Here is a 16,678-nt window from a genome sequence, read left to right on the forward strand (position 1 = left end):
CAATGTCTGCATTGTTCGAACCCTTCAAACTGAAAGACGTTACGCTGCGCAACCGAATTGCCATTCCTCCGATGTGCCAGTACTCGGCAACCGAAGGTGTCATCAACGACTGGCACCACGTGCACCTGGCCAGCATGGCACGTGGCGGTGCTGGTCTGTTGGTGGTCGAAGCTACCGCCGTTGCGCCGGAAGGACGTATCACTCCCGGTTGCACCGGTATCTGGAACGATGAACAGGCACAGGCATTCGTACCTGTCGTCAAAGCCATCAAGGCCGCAGGTTGCGTGCCGGGTATTCAGATTGCCCACGCGGGTCGCAAGGCCAGTGCCAATCGTCCATGGGAAGGTGATGACCATATCGCTGCTTCCGATTCGCGTGGCTGGGACACTATCGCTCCGTCCGCCATTGCGTTCGGTGCCAACCTGCCGAAAGTCCCGCGCGCCATGACCCTGGACGACATCGCGCGTGTTCGCCAGAACTTCGTCGATGCTGCGCGTCGCGCCCGCGATGCCGGCTTTGAATGGATCGAGCTGCATTTTGCCCACGGCTACCTGGGGCAGAGCTTCTTCTCCGAGCACTCCAACCAACGCACCGATGCGTACGGCGGCAGCTTCGATAACCGCAGCCGTTTCCTGCTGGAAACCCTGGCCGCAGTACGTGAAGTCTGGCCTGAGAACCTGCCGCTCACCGCACGTTTTGGCGTGATCGAATACGACGGTCGCGACGAGCAGACGCTTGCCGAGTCAATCGAACTGGCGCGCCGCTTCAAGGCTGGCGGGCTGGATCTGTTGAGCGTCAGCGTCGGTTTCAGCACGCCGGACGCCAACATTCCGTGGGGGCCTGCGTTCATGGGACCGATCGCCGAGCGTGTGCGTCGTGAAGCGGATATTGCAGTGACCAGCGCCTGGGGCTTCGGCGAGCCGAAGCTGGCTGAAGAGGCGGTCAAGTCAGGCCAGCTCGATCTGGTCTCGATTGGCCGTGCGCATCTGGCCGATCCTCATTGGGCCTATTTCGCGGCGAAAGAACTGGGCGTTGAAAAGTCGGCCTGGACCTTGCCGGCGCCTTACGCTCACTGGCTTGAACGTTATCGCTGAGTACGTCTGATCTGAAAGGATGCGTTCGTTGGTGAAACCTACAGCGTAGGCATCTTCTCTTCAGGTGAAGTGGTGGAAGGCATTTGCCAACCACCACCCAGCGCTTTGAAGACGGCGACCGCCGCCTGTGCGGATTCGACCTGTGCCTGCGCCTTGGCGTCAGCGACCTGCAGCATTTTCTCGTCAGCGCGCAGAACCTCGATCAAACTGGCAGCACCTTTGCTGTAGCTTGCGAATGAGGATTGCCGGGCTGAAGCAAGTGCAGTTTCTCCTTTACCCAGCATTGCAGCTTGAGTTTCGCGGCTGGTCAACGAAGAAAAAGCGTTTTCAACGTCCTCAGTGGCGCGCAAAACTGACTGTCGATAAGCCGCCAGAGCTTCTGCCTCTTGTCCTTTGGCTTGTCTGATCCGGGCGTTCACCCGGCCGAAATCAAAAAGCCTCCAGCGAAGCCCCAAAATACCTGCTGACTGACTGGCACCATCGGTAAACAGGTTGCTGCTCGACACGGCTGTGGCGCTGCCCAGCAGTGCGCTGAGTGAGAGTTTGGGGTAATACTCGCTGATCGCCACGCCGATACGTGCGTTCGAAGCGGCGAGGCGCCGCTCGGCCACGATCAGATCAGGTCTGCGACGGAGAAGATCGGCTGGCGTTCCTGTCGACGTGAGCTCGGGTGCGTGTGGGATTCGACCTGTTTCAGCCAGAGAGCTCCGGTGAGTGCCAGGCGGCACGCCCAACATCACATCTAGCGCGTTCATCGCCGCGTCGAGACCTGTTTGCAGAATAGGCACTGTTGCCTGCACCTGTAAAAGCTCCGCTTCGATCTGACGAGCTTCATATTCCGGGGACAGACCACGCTCATGAAGGAGCTGGACTTTTTCCAGCAGGTCCTGCCGGGTTTTAACCTGTCGGTTCGCGATTGCCAGTCTGGCTTGCAGACCACGGACGGTGATGTAGGTATCAGCGGTCCGGGCTGCCACAGCCAGCCTGGCAGCCGCAACACCTGCCTGCGAAGCTTGATATTCAGCCAGTGCAGCCTGTCGGCTGCGTCTCAAACCGCCAAAAACGTCCAGCTCCCAGCTTGCCGTCAGATTGGCTTCATAGGAATTGCCATAGCGATCATAGCCAGGTGTCGAGTTCAGGACCTGACCGAGTGGAGTCTCTACCGATTGCTGCGCGCGAGCCGTCTGTGCATCGATGTTACCCGATGGGAGCAGGGCGGCGGTTGCCGCATCTGCTCCGGCGCGTGCCTGAGCAAGCCGCGCACGGGCTTGAGCGAGATCGAGGTTCTGCGCCAGTGCGCGTGACACGAAGCTGCTCAGTAACGGATCATCAAAACCGTCCCACCACGCGGCACTGACAGGCGGATGCGCGGTAATATTCGCAGCGCCACGTGGTTGAGTCAGATAACGGTCAGGCAGGGGCGCATCCGGGCGCTGGTAATCCGGGCCCACGGCGCAGCCCGACAGCAGGCCGGTGCTCATGACCAGTACATAAGTACAAATCGGGCGCATGGAAATTCCTTGAGATGATCAGGTTGTGACTATATTACGATTTGGTCACTTGTTGTCAACGAGTGTTCACATAGCTAAGCTGGAAACATGACTAATCAAATCAAAACATCGCCAATGCGCGGTCCCTCCGACCACAGCGTTCGCGATCAGGTTGTCGAAGCGGCAACACAGCATTTCGGCCACTACGGCTATGAGAAAACCACGGTCTCCGATCTGGCCAAAGCCATTGGTTTTTCCAAGGCCTACATCTACAAGTTCTTCGACTCCAAGCAAGCCATTGGCGAAGTGATTTGCTCGAACCGGCTGGCCATGATCATGGCGCTGGTGAACTCGGCAATCAGCGAGGCGCCAACGGCCTCCGAAAGGCTGCGCCGCCTGTTCCGCTCGCTTGTGGAAGCCGGTAGCGATCTGTTTTTTCACGACCGGAAGCTGTATGACATAGCCGCTGTCGCAGGCCGCGATCAGTGGCCTTCTGCTGCCGCGCACGACGAGCGTATTCGCCAGCTCATCCAGCAAATCGTTCTTGAAGGCAGGGAGTCGGGAGAGTTCGAGCGCAAGACACCTCTGGACGAGGCCGTTCAAGCCATTCACCTGGTCATGCGCCCGTACATCAACCCGGTGCAATTGCAATACAACCTCGACATTGTGTCGACGGCTCCGGTCCAGCTATCGGCGTTGATACTGCGAAGTCTGGCACCATGAAGTTGTGACCATTGACTAATTTGGTCACTTTACGGAGAATCGTTTCCCTGCTCACTTGATTTCAAGTAAGGGATCCCATGCTCCTGTCCAGACCCAAAACCACTGCCTTGCTGTTATTGCCTCTCTTTCTGACTGCGTGCAGCGAGTCGTCCGGGGTGCGCGATCCACGTACCCAGCCGCCGCTGGTAAGGGCGGCCACTGTTGCAAATGCTGATCAAGCCTTCCGTTCTTTCACAGGTGTCGTGGTCGCTCGGGTTCAGAGCGACCTGGGGTTTCGGGTTTCCGGGAAGGTGCTCGAGCGCCTGGTTGATACCGGCCAGACCGTCAAGCGCGGTGAGCCACTGATGCGCCTGGACCCCGTTGACCTTGGGCTTCAGGCTCAGGCCCAACAGCAGGCGGTTGCCGCCGCTGTGGCGCGAGCCAGGCAGACTGCAGATGACGAAGCGCGCAACCGTGACCTGGTCGTCGCTGGTGCGATATCCGCTTCCGCCTACGACCGGATCAAATCCCTGGCCGACACCGCCAAGGCAGAACTGAATGCGGCTCAAGCGCAGGCCAGCGTGGCACGTAACGCAACCGGGTACGCCGTTTTACTGGCGGACGCCGACGGCGTGGTGGTCGACACCCTGGTCGAGCCTGGGCAGGTCGTCAGCGCAGGCCAGCCCGTGGTCAGGCTGGCAAAGGCCGGGCCACGCGAAGCCATTGTCCATCTGCCTGAAACCTTGCGGCCGGCGATGGGTGATCGGGCTGAGGCCAGACTGTATGGAAACAGTGCGAGCGTCATACCGGCAAGGCTGCGGCTGCTCTCTGACGCAGCAGATCCGCTGACGCGTACCTTTGAAGCCAGGTATGTGCTTGAGGGTTCAACCGTCAGTGCGCCTCTGGGTTCAACGGTGTCCCTCGATATCGCTGTTGGCAAGCCTGCCCGGCAGTCGCTGGCGATACCCATTGCCGCTCTGCATGATCCGGGTCGAGGCCCTGGTGTCTGGGTCATCGCAGGTACGCCTGCAAAAGTCACCTGGCGCGCTGTGCAACTGCTGGGTGTGAGTGACGATTCGGCAAACGTGAGTGGTGGTCTAGAGGCCGGTGAGCAGGTCGTGGCATTGGGCACGCATTTACTTCATGACGGTGAAGAAGTGCGTGTGCAGCAGGGTAGTATCACCGCTGAGGCGCGACCATGAATCCGGGACGTTTCAACCTTTCTGCACTGGCGGTTCGCGAACGCTCCATTACGCTGTTTCTGATTGTTTTGATCGGCGTGGCCGGTACGCTTTCATTTTTCAAACTGGGGCGTGCGGAAGATCCGCCTTTCACCGTCAAGCAAATGACCGTTATTTCTGCGTGGCCTGGCGCAACCGCTCAGGAGATGCAGGATCAGATCGCCGAGCCGCTTGAAAAACGCATGCAGGAATTGAAGTGGTACGACCGTAGCGAGACCTACACCCGGCCGGGTCTGGCATTCACTATGGTTTCATTCCAGGACAAGACCCCACCTTCTCAGGTGCAGGAAGAGTTTTATCAAGCGCGCAAGAAACTCAGTGATGCCGCGAAGTCGTTACCTGCGGGGGTTATTGGTCCGCTGGTTAATGATGAATTTTCGGATGTGACCTTTGCGCTGTTTGCGTTGAAAGCAAAAGCTGAGCCGCAGCGGCTGCTGGTACGCGATGCCGAGTCACTGCGCCAGCGTCTGCTGCATGTGCCGGGCGTGAAGAAGATCAATATCATCGGCGAGCAAGCCGAACGAATTTTCGTGTCGTTCTCCCACGAGCGGCTGGCAACATTGGGTATCGCTCCCCAGGACATTTTTTCGGCGCTCAACGACCAGAACGTCCTGACCCCCGCCGGTTCGATTGAAACCAGCGGGCCGCAGGTGTTTATACGTCTGGACGGTGCCTTCGACACCCTTGAGAAAATCCGCAACACGCCGATTGTGGCGCGGGGTAAAACGCTGAAGCTGCAGGACGTGGCGACAGTGGAACGCGGCTACGAAGACCCCGCGACCTTTCTGGTCCGCAATCAGGGCGAGCCGACCCTGTTGCTGGGCATCGTGATGCGCGACGGCTGGAATGGTCTGGACCTGGGTAAGGCGCTGGACGCGGAAACAGCCAGAATCAATCAAGGCATGCCATTGGGAATGACGCTTTCGAAGGTCACTGACCAGTCGGTGAACATCAGTTCGGCGGTTGACGAGTTCATGATCAAGTTCTTCGTCGCCCTGCTTGTGGTGATGCTGGTGTGCTTTCTCAGCATGGGCTGGCGAGTCGGTGTGGTGGTCGCTGCAGCCGTACCGCTCACGCTGGCCATTGTCTTCGTGGTGATGGAAGCGACGGGCAAGAACTTTGACCGGATTACCCTGGGATCATTGATCCTGGCACTGGGCCTGTTGGTGGACGACGCAATCATTGCCATCGAAATGATGGTGGTGAAGATGGAGGAGGGCTACGACCGGATCAAGGCGTCAGCCTATGCCTGGAGCCACACCGCAGCGCCCATGCTTGCCGGTACCCTGGTGACCGCTATCGGCTTCATGCCGAACGGCTTTGCGCAGTCGACTGCCGGTGAGTACACCAGCAACATGTTCTGGATTGTCGGCATCGCCTTGATTGCCTCCTGGATAGTTGCAGTGGTCTTCACACCTTATCTGGGGGTGAAGATGCTGCCGGAAATCAAGCCGGTTGAAGGCGGACACGCCGCCATCTACGACACTGCGCATTACAATCGTTTCAGACGGGTTCTGGCCCATGTCATTGCCAGGAAGTGGTGGGTGGCGGGTGCGGTGATCGCTGCATTTGTCGTGGCAGTTCTCGGGATGGGGGCGGTCAAGAAACAATTCTTCCCGACCTCCGATCGTCCGGAAGTACTGATCGAAGTGCAGATGCCCTATGGCACATCCATCGAGCAGACCAGCGCAACCACCGCCAAGGTAGAGGCGTGGCTGCAACAGCAGGATGCCGCGAAGATCGTCACGTCCTACATCGGACAGGGCTCGCCACGGTTTTATCTGGCAATGGCGCCGGAGCTGCCGGATCCGTCGTTTGCAAAAATCGTTGTACTGACTGAAAGCCAGGACGCACGAGAAGCGCTCAAGCTGCAGATTCGTGAGGCCGTTGCTAACGGGCTTGCACCTGAGGCCCGGGTCCGGGTCACACAGCTCGTGTTCGGTCCTTATTCGCCGTTTCCTGTGGCGTATCGCGTGCGCGGGCCAGACCCTGACACATTGCGCGAGATCGCCAGTCGGGTCGAAACCATCATGGCGGCGAGTCCGATGATGCGCACTGTCAACAGCGATTGGGGAACGCGAGTGCCTACGCTGCACTTCTCTCTGAATCAGGATCGCTTGCAGGCCGTCGGGCTGACCTCAAGCGCAGCAGCCCGGCAATTACAGTTCCTGCTCTCGGGCATCCCTGTCACGTCTGTACGCGAAGATATCCGCTCGGTGGAAGTGATGGGCAGGGCGGCGGGTGACATCCGCCTGGACCCCGCGAAGATCGAGGGCTTCACGCTGGTGGGGGCTGCCGGTCAGCGCATTCCTCTTTCGCAGGCCGGAGTGGTTGAAGTGCGTATGGAAGACCCGATTCTGCGCCGTAGAGATCGTGTGCCGACCATCACCGTGCGCGGTGATATCGCGGAAGATCTGCAACCGCCGGATGTCTCCGCCGTGATCATGAAAGCACTGCAGCCGATCATCGACAGCCTCCCGGAGGGCTATCGGATCGAGCAGGCCGGATCAGTAGAGGAATCGGCAAAGGCTACTGCGGCATTGGCCCCGCTGTTTCCGATCATGATTGCCGTCACCTTGCTGATCATCATCCTTCAAGTGCGTTCGATGTCGGCGATGATGATGGTGTTTTTCACCGCTCCACTTGGGTTGATCGGTGTTGTGCCGACACTGCTTTTGTTCAATCAGCCGTTCGGTATCAACGCTCTCGTCGGGCTGATCGCGCTGTCCGGCATTCTGATGCGCAATACCTTGATCCTGATCGGGCAAATCGACCACAACGAAAAGCAAGGGCTAGACCCGTTTCAGGCGGTGGTCGAAGCAACCGTACAGCGGGCACGCCCGGTGCTGCTCACGGCACTGGCGGCGATCCTGGCGTTCATCCCTCTGACCCATTCGGTGTTCTGGGGGACGCTTGCCTACACGCTGATCGGAGGCACCCTCGGCGGGACTGTGATGACGCTGGTGTTCCTGCCAGCCATGTATTCGATCTGGTTCAAAATCCGTCCGGATAGAGGATCGCTACCCCCAAACTCCAGCAGTCACGCCTCAACGGGCACAGAGATGAAGAGGATCTGATCATGAATCAATATGTCCAAAAGCGGATCGTCGTAACCGGTTGCGGCATAGTCAGTCCCTTGGGGTGCGGAGTCGAGAAGGTATGGCACAGATTGTTGGGTGGCCGCTCGGGCATTGGCTTGCTGCCGGGCAGTGTCAGTGATGGCACCGGTGTTTCAGTCGCAGGCCAGGTGCCGACCCTCGGAGAAGACCCGGTTGCCGGGTATGCCCCGGATAGCGTGATCCCGATGAAAGAGCGCAAGAAGATGGACCGCTTCATCGAGTTCGCGCTCGTCGCTGCTCATGAAGCGCTCGCGCAGGCTGGTTGGCATCCTGACTCCGAGGTGGAACAGCAGCGAACAGCGACCGTCATTGCGTCGGGGGTAGGCGGTTTTGGCGCTATTGCCGACGCTGTGCGTGTCACGGATACACGTGGACCTCGCAGACTGTCGCCATTCACTGCGCCATCTTTTCTGGCGAACATGGCGGCTGGCCAGATTTCCATCCGTTATGGCTTTAAAGGTCCGTTGGGCGCCCCCGTGACTGCCTGCGCAGCCGGCGTGCAAGCCATTGGCGACGCAGCGCGGTTGATCAGAAGCGGTGAGGCCGACATTGCAATCTGCGGTGGTGCCGAGGCCGCCATCGATCGCGTCACGCTGGGGTGCTTTGCTGCGGCTCGTGCGCTTTCCACGAGCTTTACGGGTCGGCCGCAAGAGGCCTCACGCCCGTTTGACCGGGACCGTGACGGTTTCGTCATGGCTGAAGGGGCGGGCCTGCTGGTCATCGAATCACTGGAGCATGCCCTGGCGCGGGGCGCGACGCCGCTTGCGGAACTGACAGGCTACGGCACCAGTGCGGACGCCTATCACCTGACGGCCGGGCCGGACGACGGTCGCGGTGCCCGCAGGGCGATGGAGCAAGCACTGCATCAAGGTGGCGCAGGGGTTGATGAGGTGCAGCATATCAATGCCCACGCCACCTCGACGCCTGTCGGTGACAAGGGTGAGCTGGCTGCCATTCGTTCATTGTTCGGCGCTCGATCAGGCGTCGCCATCAGCTCTACAAAATCGGCCACCGGACATTTGTTGGGTGCGGCCGGCGGAATCGAGGCAGTTTTCACAGTGCTGGCACTGAGAGACCAAATCGTGCCACCCACATTGAACCTCACTCACCCGGACGAGGCTGCCGAAGGGCTTGACCTCGTGGCCATGGTCGCCCGAGAGACCCCAATCGCCCACGCCCTTTCAAACGGGTTCGGATTCGGCGGGGTCAATGCCAGCGTTCTTTTTCGGCGCTGGGAAGGCATGCCGTAAGTCGTTTCAGCCTGGAAAGTGCTCTGCAGTGGCCTGACTGCTCACTTGCGCCGCACCCGTGGCGCAAGTCCTGTCAATTGCTGACGAACGCATGCCCAGGCCAGGTGCAGCGCATTACGCAACGCCACTGCATCGGCGCTCATCATGCGTACGGACACGCCGCAATCGTTCGGCAATGCGCTGACGCCTTGGTAGCTATCGGCAACGTCGTGTAACGCTTCGCGCAACGTCCGTTTCAAATCCTCTATCGGCAAACCCTGGCCCACCAGCATGAACGTCGCCAAGGCTTGCCGTTGACCGCTCACACCAGGCAGTCGGCGTTGCAGGTCTGCACCGGTCATTGCCAGTCGGTCACCGGCCAGCAGTTTTCCGGCCGGGCTGTAGACCTGCAGATCGGCGCGGTAAAAGTCGGGCAACCCTTCGCTGCCTGGAGGTGTGTGCAGGCAGAATGCGTCGCACAGCAACACTCTTGCGCCGGGGTGCAGCGTTACGTTTACCTGGCTATGCAGCCGCGTCTGTGGAAACAGAATGGTGGCCATCGGCAGGTACTCCAGCAGTGCATCGGCTTCGGCGACCAGCGTCACGGTCTGCTGCGCCGACTGCTCAAGCATGCTGTGCGCGACCGTCGCAGCGCCGGTACTGACGTGCACTTGTGTGCCTGGCCCTGCGTGCAGATGCAGGTGCAGTTGTTCCCCGGCGAACAGGCCTCCCGAGCACGACTGCAGGTAGACCGCCGCCATGCCGGGCGGGTCTTGTGGCAGAGTCAGGTTACGGCCCAGATGGAAGGGGTAGCCGACTTCCTGACGAGACACATAACTGGCCCCGGAAGGCGCCTTGCTGAAAGCAATATGCGCCGTGCTTTTTGCCTGTGCGGGCAGTGACGATTGATGGGCGTTCATGTGCGGTCGAACAACACGGCACGGCTTATCGCTTCAACCACCGCGTCGACGCCTTCGCCGGTATTGCAGTTGGTAAACAGCACCGGCTGGCCGTTGCGCGCCTGCGCCGACTCGCGCCGCATACGCGGCAGGTCGACCCCCACATAGGGTGCCAGGTCGTATTTATTGACCACCAGCAGGTCGCAGCTCAGCACGCCGGGTCCGCGTTTGCGCGGGATATCGTCACCGCCTGCGACATCGATGACGAAAATCCAGTAGTCCACCAGATCCAGCGAAAAGGTCGAGGCCAGGTTGTCGCCGCCGGATTCGATCAGCACCAGATCGAGATTGCCGAAGCGCGCCTCCAGCTCATCGGCCATTTGCAGGTTGAGGGTCGGGTCTTCACGAATGGCCGTGTGCGGGCAGGCACCGGTTTCCACCGCACGAACCCGCTGAGGATCGATCAGGCCGCTGCGCTGCACACGCTCGGCATCCTCGCGGGTCGCAAGGTCATTGGTGATGATCGCCAGCTCGGTGCCGCGCGCAATGAAGCGCGGGATCAGTTGTTCCAGAAGACGTGTCTTGCCCGAGCCGACCGGCCCGCCGATACCGACGCGCGCTGCGCCGGGATGAGGTTGGGCGTCGGTGTGCGGGGCGGATGCATTCAGAGGCAGGCTCATGTCGGGGTTCCTGTGCGGGAGGGTTTCAACGCAGCATGTAGCGTTGCGCAAGTGGCACTTCGCTGACCGGCTCGCAGTGCAGGCGCTCGCCGTCGGCATACACATCGAAGGTCTGCGGGTCGACGCGGATGTCCGGGCAGGCATCGTTGTGCAGCATGTCGGACTTGCGCAGGGTGCGAGTGCCGAACGCGGGCAGCAGTTGCTTCTTGAGCCCCAGGCGTGTGGCGGTGTCAGCCTCGACGGCAAGACGGTTGACGAAGTTGACTGACAGCGCCTGTTTGGCCTCGCCAAATGCGCCCCATTGCGGACGCATCACCAAGGGCTCGCAGGTATACAGCGAGGCGGCGGAATCACCCATCACGGCGTGCACGATGAAGCCGCCCTTGACCACCAGCTCCGGCTTGATACCGAAGAAGGCCGGCCGCCAGAGCACCAGGTCGGCCAGCTTGCCGGGCTCCAGAGAGCCGATGTAGCTGTCGATGCCGAATACCCGCGCGGCGTTGATGGTGTATTTGGCGATGTAACGCTTGATCCGTTCGTTGTCGCCCAGTGCCGTGGTTTCTTCCGGCAGGCGACCGCGCTGGTCTTTCATTTTCGACGCCAGTTGCCAGGTCCGGCAGATCACCTCGTTGATACGGCCCATGCCCTGGCTGTCGGAGCCCAGGATCGAAATGGCGCCGGTGTCGTGCAGGATGTCCTCGGCAGCGATGGTCTGCGGGCGCACCCGCGATTCGGCGAACGCCACGTCTTCCGGCACGTCCGGATTAAGGTGGTGGCAGACCATGATCATGTCCAGATGCTCGTCGAACGTGTTCACGGTGTAGGGGTTGGTCGGGTTGGTCGAGGAGGGGATGCAGTTGCTTTTGCCAGCGACGCTGATGATGTCCGGCGCATGCCCGCCGCCTGCGCCTTCGGTGTGGTACATGTGAATGGTGCGGTCGCCAATGGCCGCCAGCGTGTCTTCAAGAAACCCGGATTCGTTGAGCGTGTCGGTGTGCAACTGAACCTGAAAATCGTATTCGTCGGCGACTTTCAGGCAGGTGTCGATCACCGCCGGCATGGCGCCCCAGTCCTCGTGGATCTTCAGCCCCAGGCAACCGCCACGCAGTTGCCCGAGCAGCGATTCAGGCTTGCTGGAATTGCCGCGCCCCAGAAAACCGAAGTTGATCGGCCAGGCTTCGGCGGCCTGCAACATTTTGCCGACGTTCCATTCCCCGCCACAGTCGATGCCTACTGTGATCGGCCCCAGCGAGCCGCCGATCAGTGTGGTCAGACCTGCCGCCAGCGCGTGATCGCAGAGTTGCGCCGAGTCGAAATGTACATGCACGTCAATACCGCCGGGGGTGACGATCAAGCCCTCGGCATCGCGTACGGTCGTGGCGACGCCGCAAATCAGTTGCGGGTGTACGCCGTCCATGATCTGCGGGTTGCCGGCCTTGCCAATGGCGACGATCTTGCCGTCCTTGATGCCGATGTCGCCTTTGACGATGCCGATCACCGGGTCAATGATCAGCGCGTTGCAGATCAGCATGTCCAGGGCCCCGTCAGCGCTGTCGTGCCCGGGCATCAGGCCCATGCCGTCACGCAGCGTCTTGCCACCACCGTGCAGACACTCATCGCCAGGCACCGAGTGGTCGAACTCGACTTCGGCCAGCAGCGAGGTGTCACCCAGGCGCACGGCATCGCCGGTCGTGGGGCCGTACATGGCGGCGTATTCCTTGCGGGTCATCGTTGCCATGCCTCAGGCTCCTTTGAAGAGTTGGGCGCGGGCACGCTCCAGCGCTGCGAGCTTGCAGGCCGGATCGTGCAGGTTGCCATTGGTCAGGCCACTGAAGCCGTGGATGTCGCCAGTTCCGCCAAACTGCACCAGTTGCACTTCGCGCAGCTCGCCGGGTTCGAAGCGCACCGCCGTGCCTGCGGGAATATCCAGGTGCATGCCGAAGGCACGTTCACGCGGGAAATCCAGCGCCTTGTTGACTTCGAAAAAGTGATAGTGACTGCCGATCTGCACCGGTCGGTCGCCGGTATTGATCGCGCGCAGGGTGGCGGTCGGCCGCTCGCCATTCAGGTGGATATCGCCGTCAGGTGAAAGAATCTCTCCCGGTATCGGCATGACCGCCAGCGGCAGTCGGCCCGGCCGGATCGGTTGATGCACGGTGACCAGTTTGGTGCCATCCGGAAACGTGCCCTCGACCTGCAGCACCGGCAGCAGGTCGGCGACCCCAGGCATCACGTCATCGGTGTTGAGGATCGTCGAGCCGAAACCGATCAGCTCGGCGACGCTGCGCCCCTCACGTGCGCCTTCGAGGATCTCGTCGGCAATCAGGGCCGAGGCTTCCGGGAAGTTCAGGCGCAGGCCCTTGCTGCGGCGTTTGCGTGACAGCTCGGCGGCGGTGTACAGCGTGAGTCGTTCAAGCTCGGTGGGGGTCAGCAGCATGACAGGGCTCCCGGTAGGGTGGCTGGCTCAATTGGCAAACAGGCGCAGGTCCTGGGTTTCGTGACGCATCACGGCGATTTCGGCCATGGGTGTGAAGCCGCACGCGTCGTCTGGCTCAGGCGGTTCCTGCGCCAGCAGTTCGGTGATCAGCGGTTGAATATCGGTCAGCACCCGTTGCGCATCGATGTGGCCCATGACCCCGAGGCGTACGGCGGCGCTGACCAGCCCGGTGCACAAGGCGTGTGCGGCAGCCAGTTGGCAGTGATCGCGGTGCATGCCCAGGTGATTCCAGAGCAGGCCCTGCACCACGGGCAGATGGCCCGGTGTGTGGCCTGCCAAAATCTGCTGTTGATAGGACGCCGCGCCCGATGTGCCCAGCGCGACATGCACGCCCAGCAATGCCTGGCCGACACGTCGTGAGCCCTGGCGCAGTTCCTCGGCCAGGGTCAGTGCTTCGATCTGAGTGTCCAGAGCCATCAACGCCGGCTGGTCATCGGCCGCGTGCCAGGCGGCGAGCAGAAACACTCGATCAAAACTGTTCCAGCGATGGCGCAATTGGCCCTCGACGAAGCCATGTACCTCGGCACTGCGGCTATGGCGAACCGTTCGTTGCCGGCGTCGTGGCGCGACGATTTCGCCGTGACCGAGGTGTCCGTCAGCGACCAGCGTTTCCAGACCCCATGACCACGCCACCGCACCGCCGGGAAAGAAACTGTCGGCCTGCTGCAGGGCCAGCAACAGGCTGCTCGAGGCGTTCATGCGCGCTGCACCCGGCCGTCCGCGAGCATGGGCGCCAGACGCTCGAGGTAGTCAGCTTCCGGGCCGTTGAGCGGGATCTGCAAGGTGTCTCCGGCAAAGCGCACTGCCCAGTGCATGTTACCGGCGAAATAACCCAGTTCCAGCGCGGCCGCCGCATCGCGTGGTTGCAGGTCGAGGTATTGCTGGTCCTGCATTTGCACGACGATGGCGCGTTGACTGTCGAGCATCAGCACCGAGCCGTTGCGCAGGTGTTGGTGACGTTCCAGACGAATCGCGCAGTCGGTGCCCCGATCACTGGCCAGGCGCAGGCGATGGCGCTGAATGTCACTGCCGGACAGGCTCAGGGTTTCGACCTGACCGGCATGGCTCAGGTCATGCAGGCGGTCGGCGAGGGCAGGGTCGCTGGCCTGGCCCAGAATGCGGTCGAGTATCAGCATGGCGATGGCTCCCGTACGTTGTTCAGATTGTCAGGTAGCGCAGGATGCGCTCGCGGTCGACGGTTTCGCGGACTTCGCTGTGCACGAATTCGCCTTTTTCGATGATCAGGTAACGGTCTGCCACCGCCATGGCGAACGACAGCACCTGCTCGGAAACAATCAGCGAAAACCCGCGTTCCTTTTTCAGCAGGTTGAGGGCTTTGGCGATGTCCTTGATGATCGACGGCTGGATGCCTTCGGTGGGCTCATCGAGGATCAACACCTTGGGGTTGGAGACCAGCGCCCGGGCGATGGCCAGCTGTTGCTGCTGACCGCCGGACAGGTTGCCGCCCTTGCGTCGGCGCATCTCGAACAGCACCGGGAAGTATTCGAAGATGTAGTCGGGAATCGGCGCGGCAGGCGCACCCTGCATGCCGGTGAGGATGTTTTCCTCGACACTCAGGTAGGGGAAGATCATCCGCCCCTGAGGCACGAAACCGACCCCGGCGGCGACCCGCTCATAACTCTTGCTGCCGGTCAGTTCCTGCCCGGCGAGGGTGATGCTGCCGCTGCGCGTCGGCAACATGCCGACCAGGCTTCTGAGCAGTGTGGTCTTGCCCATGCCGTTGCGGCCCATGACCGCGAGTGACTCGCCTACCGCCAGCTCCAGGCTGAGGTCACGCAACACGTGACTGTCGCCGTAATACACGTTGAGGTGAGAGACATTCAGCATGTTCAGTGCCCCAGGTAGACGTCGATGACGCGAGGATCGTTCTGCACCTGATCCATCGAGCCGTAGGCCAGGGTCTTGCCCTGATGCAGGACGGTGACCTTGTCAGCCACCGATTTCACGAACTCCATGTCGTGCTCGATGATCACCATCGCGCGACCCTTGGCGATGAGCTTGAGCAGGCCAGCGGTTTTCTCCCGCTCGCCTGCGCTCATGCCGGCGACGGGCTCGTCGAGCAGCAGCAGTTCCGGGCGCTGCATCAACAGCATGCCGATCTCCAGCCACTGTTTCTGGCCGTGGGACAACAGCCCGGCCTTGCGTCCCAGCTGGTCCTTGAGAAAGATCATTTCGGCGGTCTGATCGATTTCGGCATTCAGCGCTGCGTTCTTCCCGGCGAACAGGCAGTTGAAGATGCCGCGCTTGTCCGGCGAGGAAATGTCGAGGTTTTCACGCACGGTGAGGTCTTCGTAGACCGACGGGTTCTGAAACTTGCGGCCCACGCCAGCGCGGGTTATCTGGTACTCGATCATGTTGGCCAGTTGCAGGTCCTTGAAGCGGATGCTGCCGGCACTCGGGCGGGTCTTGCCGCAGATCATGTCGAGCAGGGTGGTCTTGCCCGCGCCATTGGGCCCGATCACCACATGCACCTGGTTTTCCTCGACATAGAAATTGAGGTTGTCGACCGCCTTGAAACCGTCGAATGACACGGTCAGGTCTTCGACACTCAGTAACATCGCGCTCATGACTGCGCCCCCTTGTTGCTCAGGCGCTGCAGCAGTCCGGCCAGCCCGGTGGGCAGGAACAGCACGACGGCCATGAACAGGAAACCGATGAAGTACTGCCAGAAACTGACGAAGTTTTCCGACAGCCAGGTTTTGGCCGTGCCGATCAACAGCGTGCCGTACACCGCACCCACCAGCGAGAGGCGTCCACCCAGCGCGGCGTAGATGACGATCTCGGTGGACGGAATGATGCCCACCAGCGAGGGCGACGCCAGGCCGACCTGCAAGGTGAACATCACCCCGCCCAGCGCGGAAATCAGTGCGGCCACGGCAAAAATGAAGGCCTTGAACAGCGCAGTGTTGTAACCGGAGAAACGCACCCGGTCTTCGCGATCACGGATTGCCACGATCACCTTGCCCAGGCGGCTGCGCAGAATGAACCCGCACATCGCGACGCTGGCCAGCAGCAACAGTGTGGTGATCAGGTAGAGAATCCAGGGCGTCTGGGGCGTCTGCAGGCTCAGGCCGAAGGCGGTCTTGAAATCGGTCAGGCCGTTGACGCCGCCGGTGTAGCCCTGTTGGCCGATGATCATGATCGACATGATCGAGGCCAGTGACAGGGTAATGATCGAGAAGTACACGCCGCCCACGCGTTTTTTGAAGTAGGCATAACTGAACAGAAACGCCAGCAGTGCAGGCAGGATCAGGATCGCGGCCAGGGTAAAGGTCGCCGACTCGAACGGTTTCCACCACCAGGGCAGGGCTTCGACGCTGTTCCAGATCATGAAGTCCGGCAGTGCCGAACCGTAGAACGCGGCGAGGGCGCTGGCCGCTTCATCCGTGGCGGTGGCTTCGAGTTTGAGGTACATCGCCATCATGTAGCTGCCCAGGCCGAAGAAAATCCCCTGACCGAGGCTGAGGATGCCGCCGTAGCCCCAGATCATCACCATGCCCACTGCGCAGAACGCCAGGCTCAGGTATTTGCCGGCCAGCCCGAGGCGAAAATCCCCCAGTATCAGTGGCAACGCCACCAGCAACAGCAGCGACAGCCAGATCAGGCTGTAGCGCTCGATCAGCGTCAACCAGCCACCCGCTGGCTTGCCTGCGCCCGGCACTGTGGCCTGCGGCCGCAGCGTCGGCTTTTCAGTCATGTCATTCAT

General features: G+C 61.1%; 15 protein-coding genes. 5 read left to right on the top strand and 10 right to left on the bottom strand.

What is annotated here, in order from left to right:
• The first annotated feature begins 2 nt into the window (after positions 1–2).
• Complete coding sequence (locus tag LCH65_RS12360; protein ID WP_003367039.1) at positions 3–1,094, top strand: NADH:flavin oxidoreductase/NADH oxidase; 1,092 nt, start codon at positions 3–5, stop codon at positions 1,092–1,094.
• A gap of 38 nt (positions 1,095–1,132) precedes the next feature.
• Here LCH65_RS12360 and LCH65_RS12365 read toward each other — a convergent pair whose 3' ends face one another.
• The gene (locus LCH65_RS12365) at positions 1,133–2,605 is read right to left on the bottom strand and encodes a TolC family protein (RefSeq protein WP_226439511.1); all 1,473 of its coding nucleotides are present in this window, start codon (positions 2,603–2,605) and stop codon (positions 1,133–1,135) included.
• An 87-nt stretch (positions 2,606–2,692) separates the two neighbouring features.
• Between LCH65_RS12365 and LCH65_RS12370 the strand changes: the two genes are divergently transcribed.
• The 4 genes from LCH65_RS12370 (at position 2,693) to fabF (ending at position 8,896) form a co-directional block, all read left to right on the top strand.
• On the top strand, positions 2,693–3,307 hold the full coding sequence (locus tag LCH65_RS12370) for a TetR/AcrR family transcriptional regulator (RefSeq protein WP_032609397.1): 615 nt from the start codon (positions 2,693–2,695) through the stop codon (positions 3,305–3,307).
• Positions 3,308–3,384: 77 nt separating this feature from the next.
• Positions 3,385–4,488 (top strand): efflux RND transporter periplasmic adaptor subunit, encoded by a 1,104-nt coding sequence (locus LCH65_RS12375; RefSeq protein WP_003432989.1) that lies wholly within the window; start codon positions 3,385–3,387, stop codon positions 4,486–4,488.
• Positions 4,485–7,604, top strand: a complete 3,120-nt coding sequence (locus tag LCH65_RS12380) for an efflux RND transporter permease subunit (RefSeq protein WP_226439512.1) — start codon at positions 4,485–4,487, stop codon at positions 7,602–7,604. Before LCH65_RS12375 ends, LCH65_RS12380 begins: the two co-directional genes overlap by 4 nt.
• Positions 7,605–7,606: 2 nt before the next feature.
• On the top strand, positions 7,607–8,896 hold the full coding sequence (fabF, locus tag LCH65_RS12385) for a beta-ketoacyl-ACP synthase II (protein WP_122266681.1): 1,290 nt from the start codon (positions 7,607–7,609) through the stop codon (positions 8,894–8,896).
• Positions 8,897–8,937: 41 nt separating this feature from the next.
• Here fabF and LCH65_RS12390 read toward each other — a convergent pair whose 3' ends face one another.
• The 9 genes from LCH65_RS12390 to urtC are packed head-to-tail and all read right to left on the bottom strand — an operon-like array spanning position 8,938 to position 16,678.
• Positions 8,938–9,795: an urease accessory protein UreD gene (locus tag LCH65_RS12390; RefSeq protein WP_003432985.1), complete on the bottom strand. Its 858-nt coding sequence runs from the start codon at positions 9,793–9,795 to the stop codon at positions 8,938–8,940.
• The gene (gene ureG, locus LCH65_RS12395) at positions 9,792–10,454 is read right to left on the bottom strand and encodes an urease accessory protein UreG (RefSeq protein ID WP_003367054.1); all 663 of its coding nucleotides are present in this window, start codon (positions 10,452–10,454) and stop codon (positions 9,792–9,794) included. Before ureG ends, LCH65_RS12390 begins: the two co-directional genes overlap by 4 nt.
• Before the next feature lie 25 nt (positions 10,455–10,479).
• A complete protein-coding gene (gene ureC, locus LCH65_RS12400; protein WP_003367057.1) occupies positions 10,480–12,192 on the bottom strand; it encodes an urease subunit alpha in 1,713 nt (570 codons plus the stop codon).
• Positions 12,193–12,195: 3 nt separating this feature from the next.
• Positions 12,196–12,891, bottom strand: a complete 696-nt coding sequence (locus LCH65_RS12405) for an urease subunit beta (RefSeq protein ID WP_058416623.1) — start codon at positions 12,889–12,891, stop codon at positions 12,196–12,198.
• A gap of 27 nt (positions 12,892–12,918) precedes the next feature.
• On the bottom strand, positions 12,919–13,650 hold the full coding sequence (locus tag LCH65_RS12410; protein ID WP_003367062.1) for an urease accessory UreF family protein: 732 nt from the start codon (positions 13,648–13,650) through the stop codon (positions 12,919–12,921).
• Positions 13,647–14,087 carry an urease accessory protein UreE gene (gene ureE / locus LCH65_RS12415; RefSeq protein WP_003432977.1) on the bottom strand — a complete coding sequence of 147 codons (441 nt, stop codon included), beginning with the start codon at positions 14,085–14,087 and terminating at the stop codon, positions 13,647–13,649. The genes LCH65_RS12410 and ureE overlap by 4 nt, the downstream gene beginning before the upstream one ends.
• A gap of 22 nt (positions 14,088–14,109) precedes the next feature.
• Complete coding sequence (urtE, locus tag LCH65_RS12420) at positions 14,110–14,799, bottom strand: urea ABC transporter ATP-binding subunit UrtE (RefSeq protein ID WP_122240697.1); 690 nt, start codon at positions 14,797–14,799, stop codon at positions 14,110–14,112.
• 2 nt (positions 14,800–14,801) lie between these two features.
• The gene (urtD, locus tag LCH65_RS12425) at positions 14,802–15,539 is read right to left on the bottom strand and encodes an urea ABC transporter ATP-binding protein UrtD (RefSeq protein ID WP_003367067.1); all 738 of its coding nucleotides are present in this window, start codon (positions 15,537–15,539) and stop codon (positions 14,802–14,804) included.
• Positions 15,536–16,678: an urea ABC transporter permease subunit UrtC gene (gene urtC / locus LCH65_RS12430; RefSeq protein ID WP_058416625.1), complete on the bottom strand. Its 1,143-nt coding sequence runs from the start codon at positions 16,676–16,678 to the stop codon at positions 15,536–15,538. Before urtC ends, urtD begins: the two co-directional genes overlap by 4 nt.

The organism is Pseudomonas sp. MWU16-30316 (assembly GCF_020515645.1).
In the GTDB taxonomy this organism is placed as follows: Bacteria; Pseudomonadota; Gammaproteobacteria; order Pseudomonadales; family Pseudomonadaceae; genus Aquipseudomonas; species Aquipseudomonas cerasi.

What these genes read in the sequence shown, in the direction of transcription:
- LCH65_RS12360 (WP_003367039.1), top strand. Translation starts at nt 3, where the DNA reads ATGTCTGCATTGTTCGAACCCTTCAAACTGAAAGACGTTACGCTGCGC.
- LCH65_RS12365 (WP_226439511.1), bottom strand. Translation starts at nt 2,605, where the DNA reads ATGCGCCCGATTTGTACTTATGTACTGGTCATGAGCACCGGCCTGCTG.
- LCH65_RS12370 (WP_032609397.1), top strand. Translation starts at nt 2,693, where the DNA reads ATGACTAATCAAATCAAAACATCGCCAATGCGCGGTCCCTCCGACCAC.
- LCH65_RS12375 (WP_003432989.1), top strand. Translation starts at nt 3,385, where the DNA reads ATGCTCCTGTCCAGACCCAAAACCACTGCCTTGCTGTTATTGCCTCTC.
- LCH65_RS12380 (WP_226439512.1), top strand. Translation starts at nt 4,485, where the DNA reads ATGAATCCGGGACGTTTCAACCTTTCTGCACTGGCGGTTCGCGAACGC.
- fabF (WP_122266681.1), top strand. Translation starts at nt 7,607, where the DNA reads ATGAATCAATATGTCCAAAAGCGGATCGTCGTAACCGGTTGCGGCATA.
- LCH65_RS12390 (WP_003432985.1), bottom strand. Translation starts at nt 9,795, where the DNA reads ATGAACGCCCATCAATCGTCACTGCCCGCACAGGCAAAAAGCACGGCG.
- ureG (WP_003367054.1), bottom strand. Translation starts at nt 10,454, where the DNA reads ATGAGCCTGCCTCTGAATGCATCCGCCCCGCACACCGACGCCCAACCT.
- ureC (WP_003367057.1), bottom strand. Translation starts at nt 12,192, where the DNA reads ATGGCAACGATGACCCGCAAGGAATACGCCGCCATGTACGGCCCCACG.
- LCH65_RS12405 (WP_058416623.1), bottom strand. Translation starts at nt 12,891, where the DNA reads ATGCTGCTGACCCCCACCGAGCTTGAACGACTCACGCTGTACACCGCC.
- LCH65_RS12410 (WP_003367062.1), bottom strand. Translation starts at nt 13,650, where the DNA reads ATGAACGCCTCGAGCAGCCTGTTGCTGGCCCTGCAGCAGGCCGACAGT.
- ureE (WP_003432977.1), bottom strand. Translation starts at nt 14,087, where the DNA reads ATGCTGATACTCGACCGCATTCTGGGCCAGGCCAGCGACCCTGCCCTC.
- urtE (WP_122240697.1), bottom strand. Translation starts at nt 14,799, where the DNA reads ATGCTGAATGTCTCTCACCTCAACGTGTATTACGGCGACAGTCACGTG.
- urtD (WP_003367067.1), bottom strand. Translation starts at nt 15,539, where the DNA reads ATGAGCGCGATGTTACTGAGTGTCGAAGACCTGACCGTGTCATTCGAC.
- urtC (WP_058416625.1), bottom strand. Translation starts at nt 16,678, where the DNA reads ATGAATGACATGACTGAAAAGCCGACGCTGCGGCCGCAGGCCACAGTG.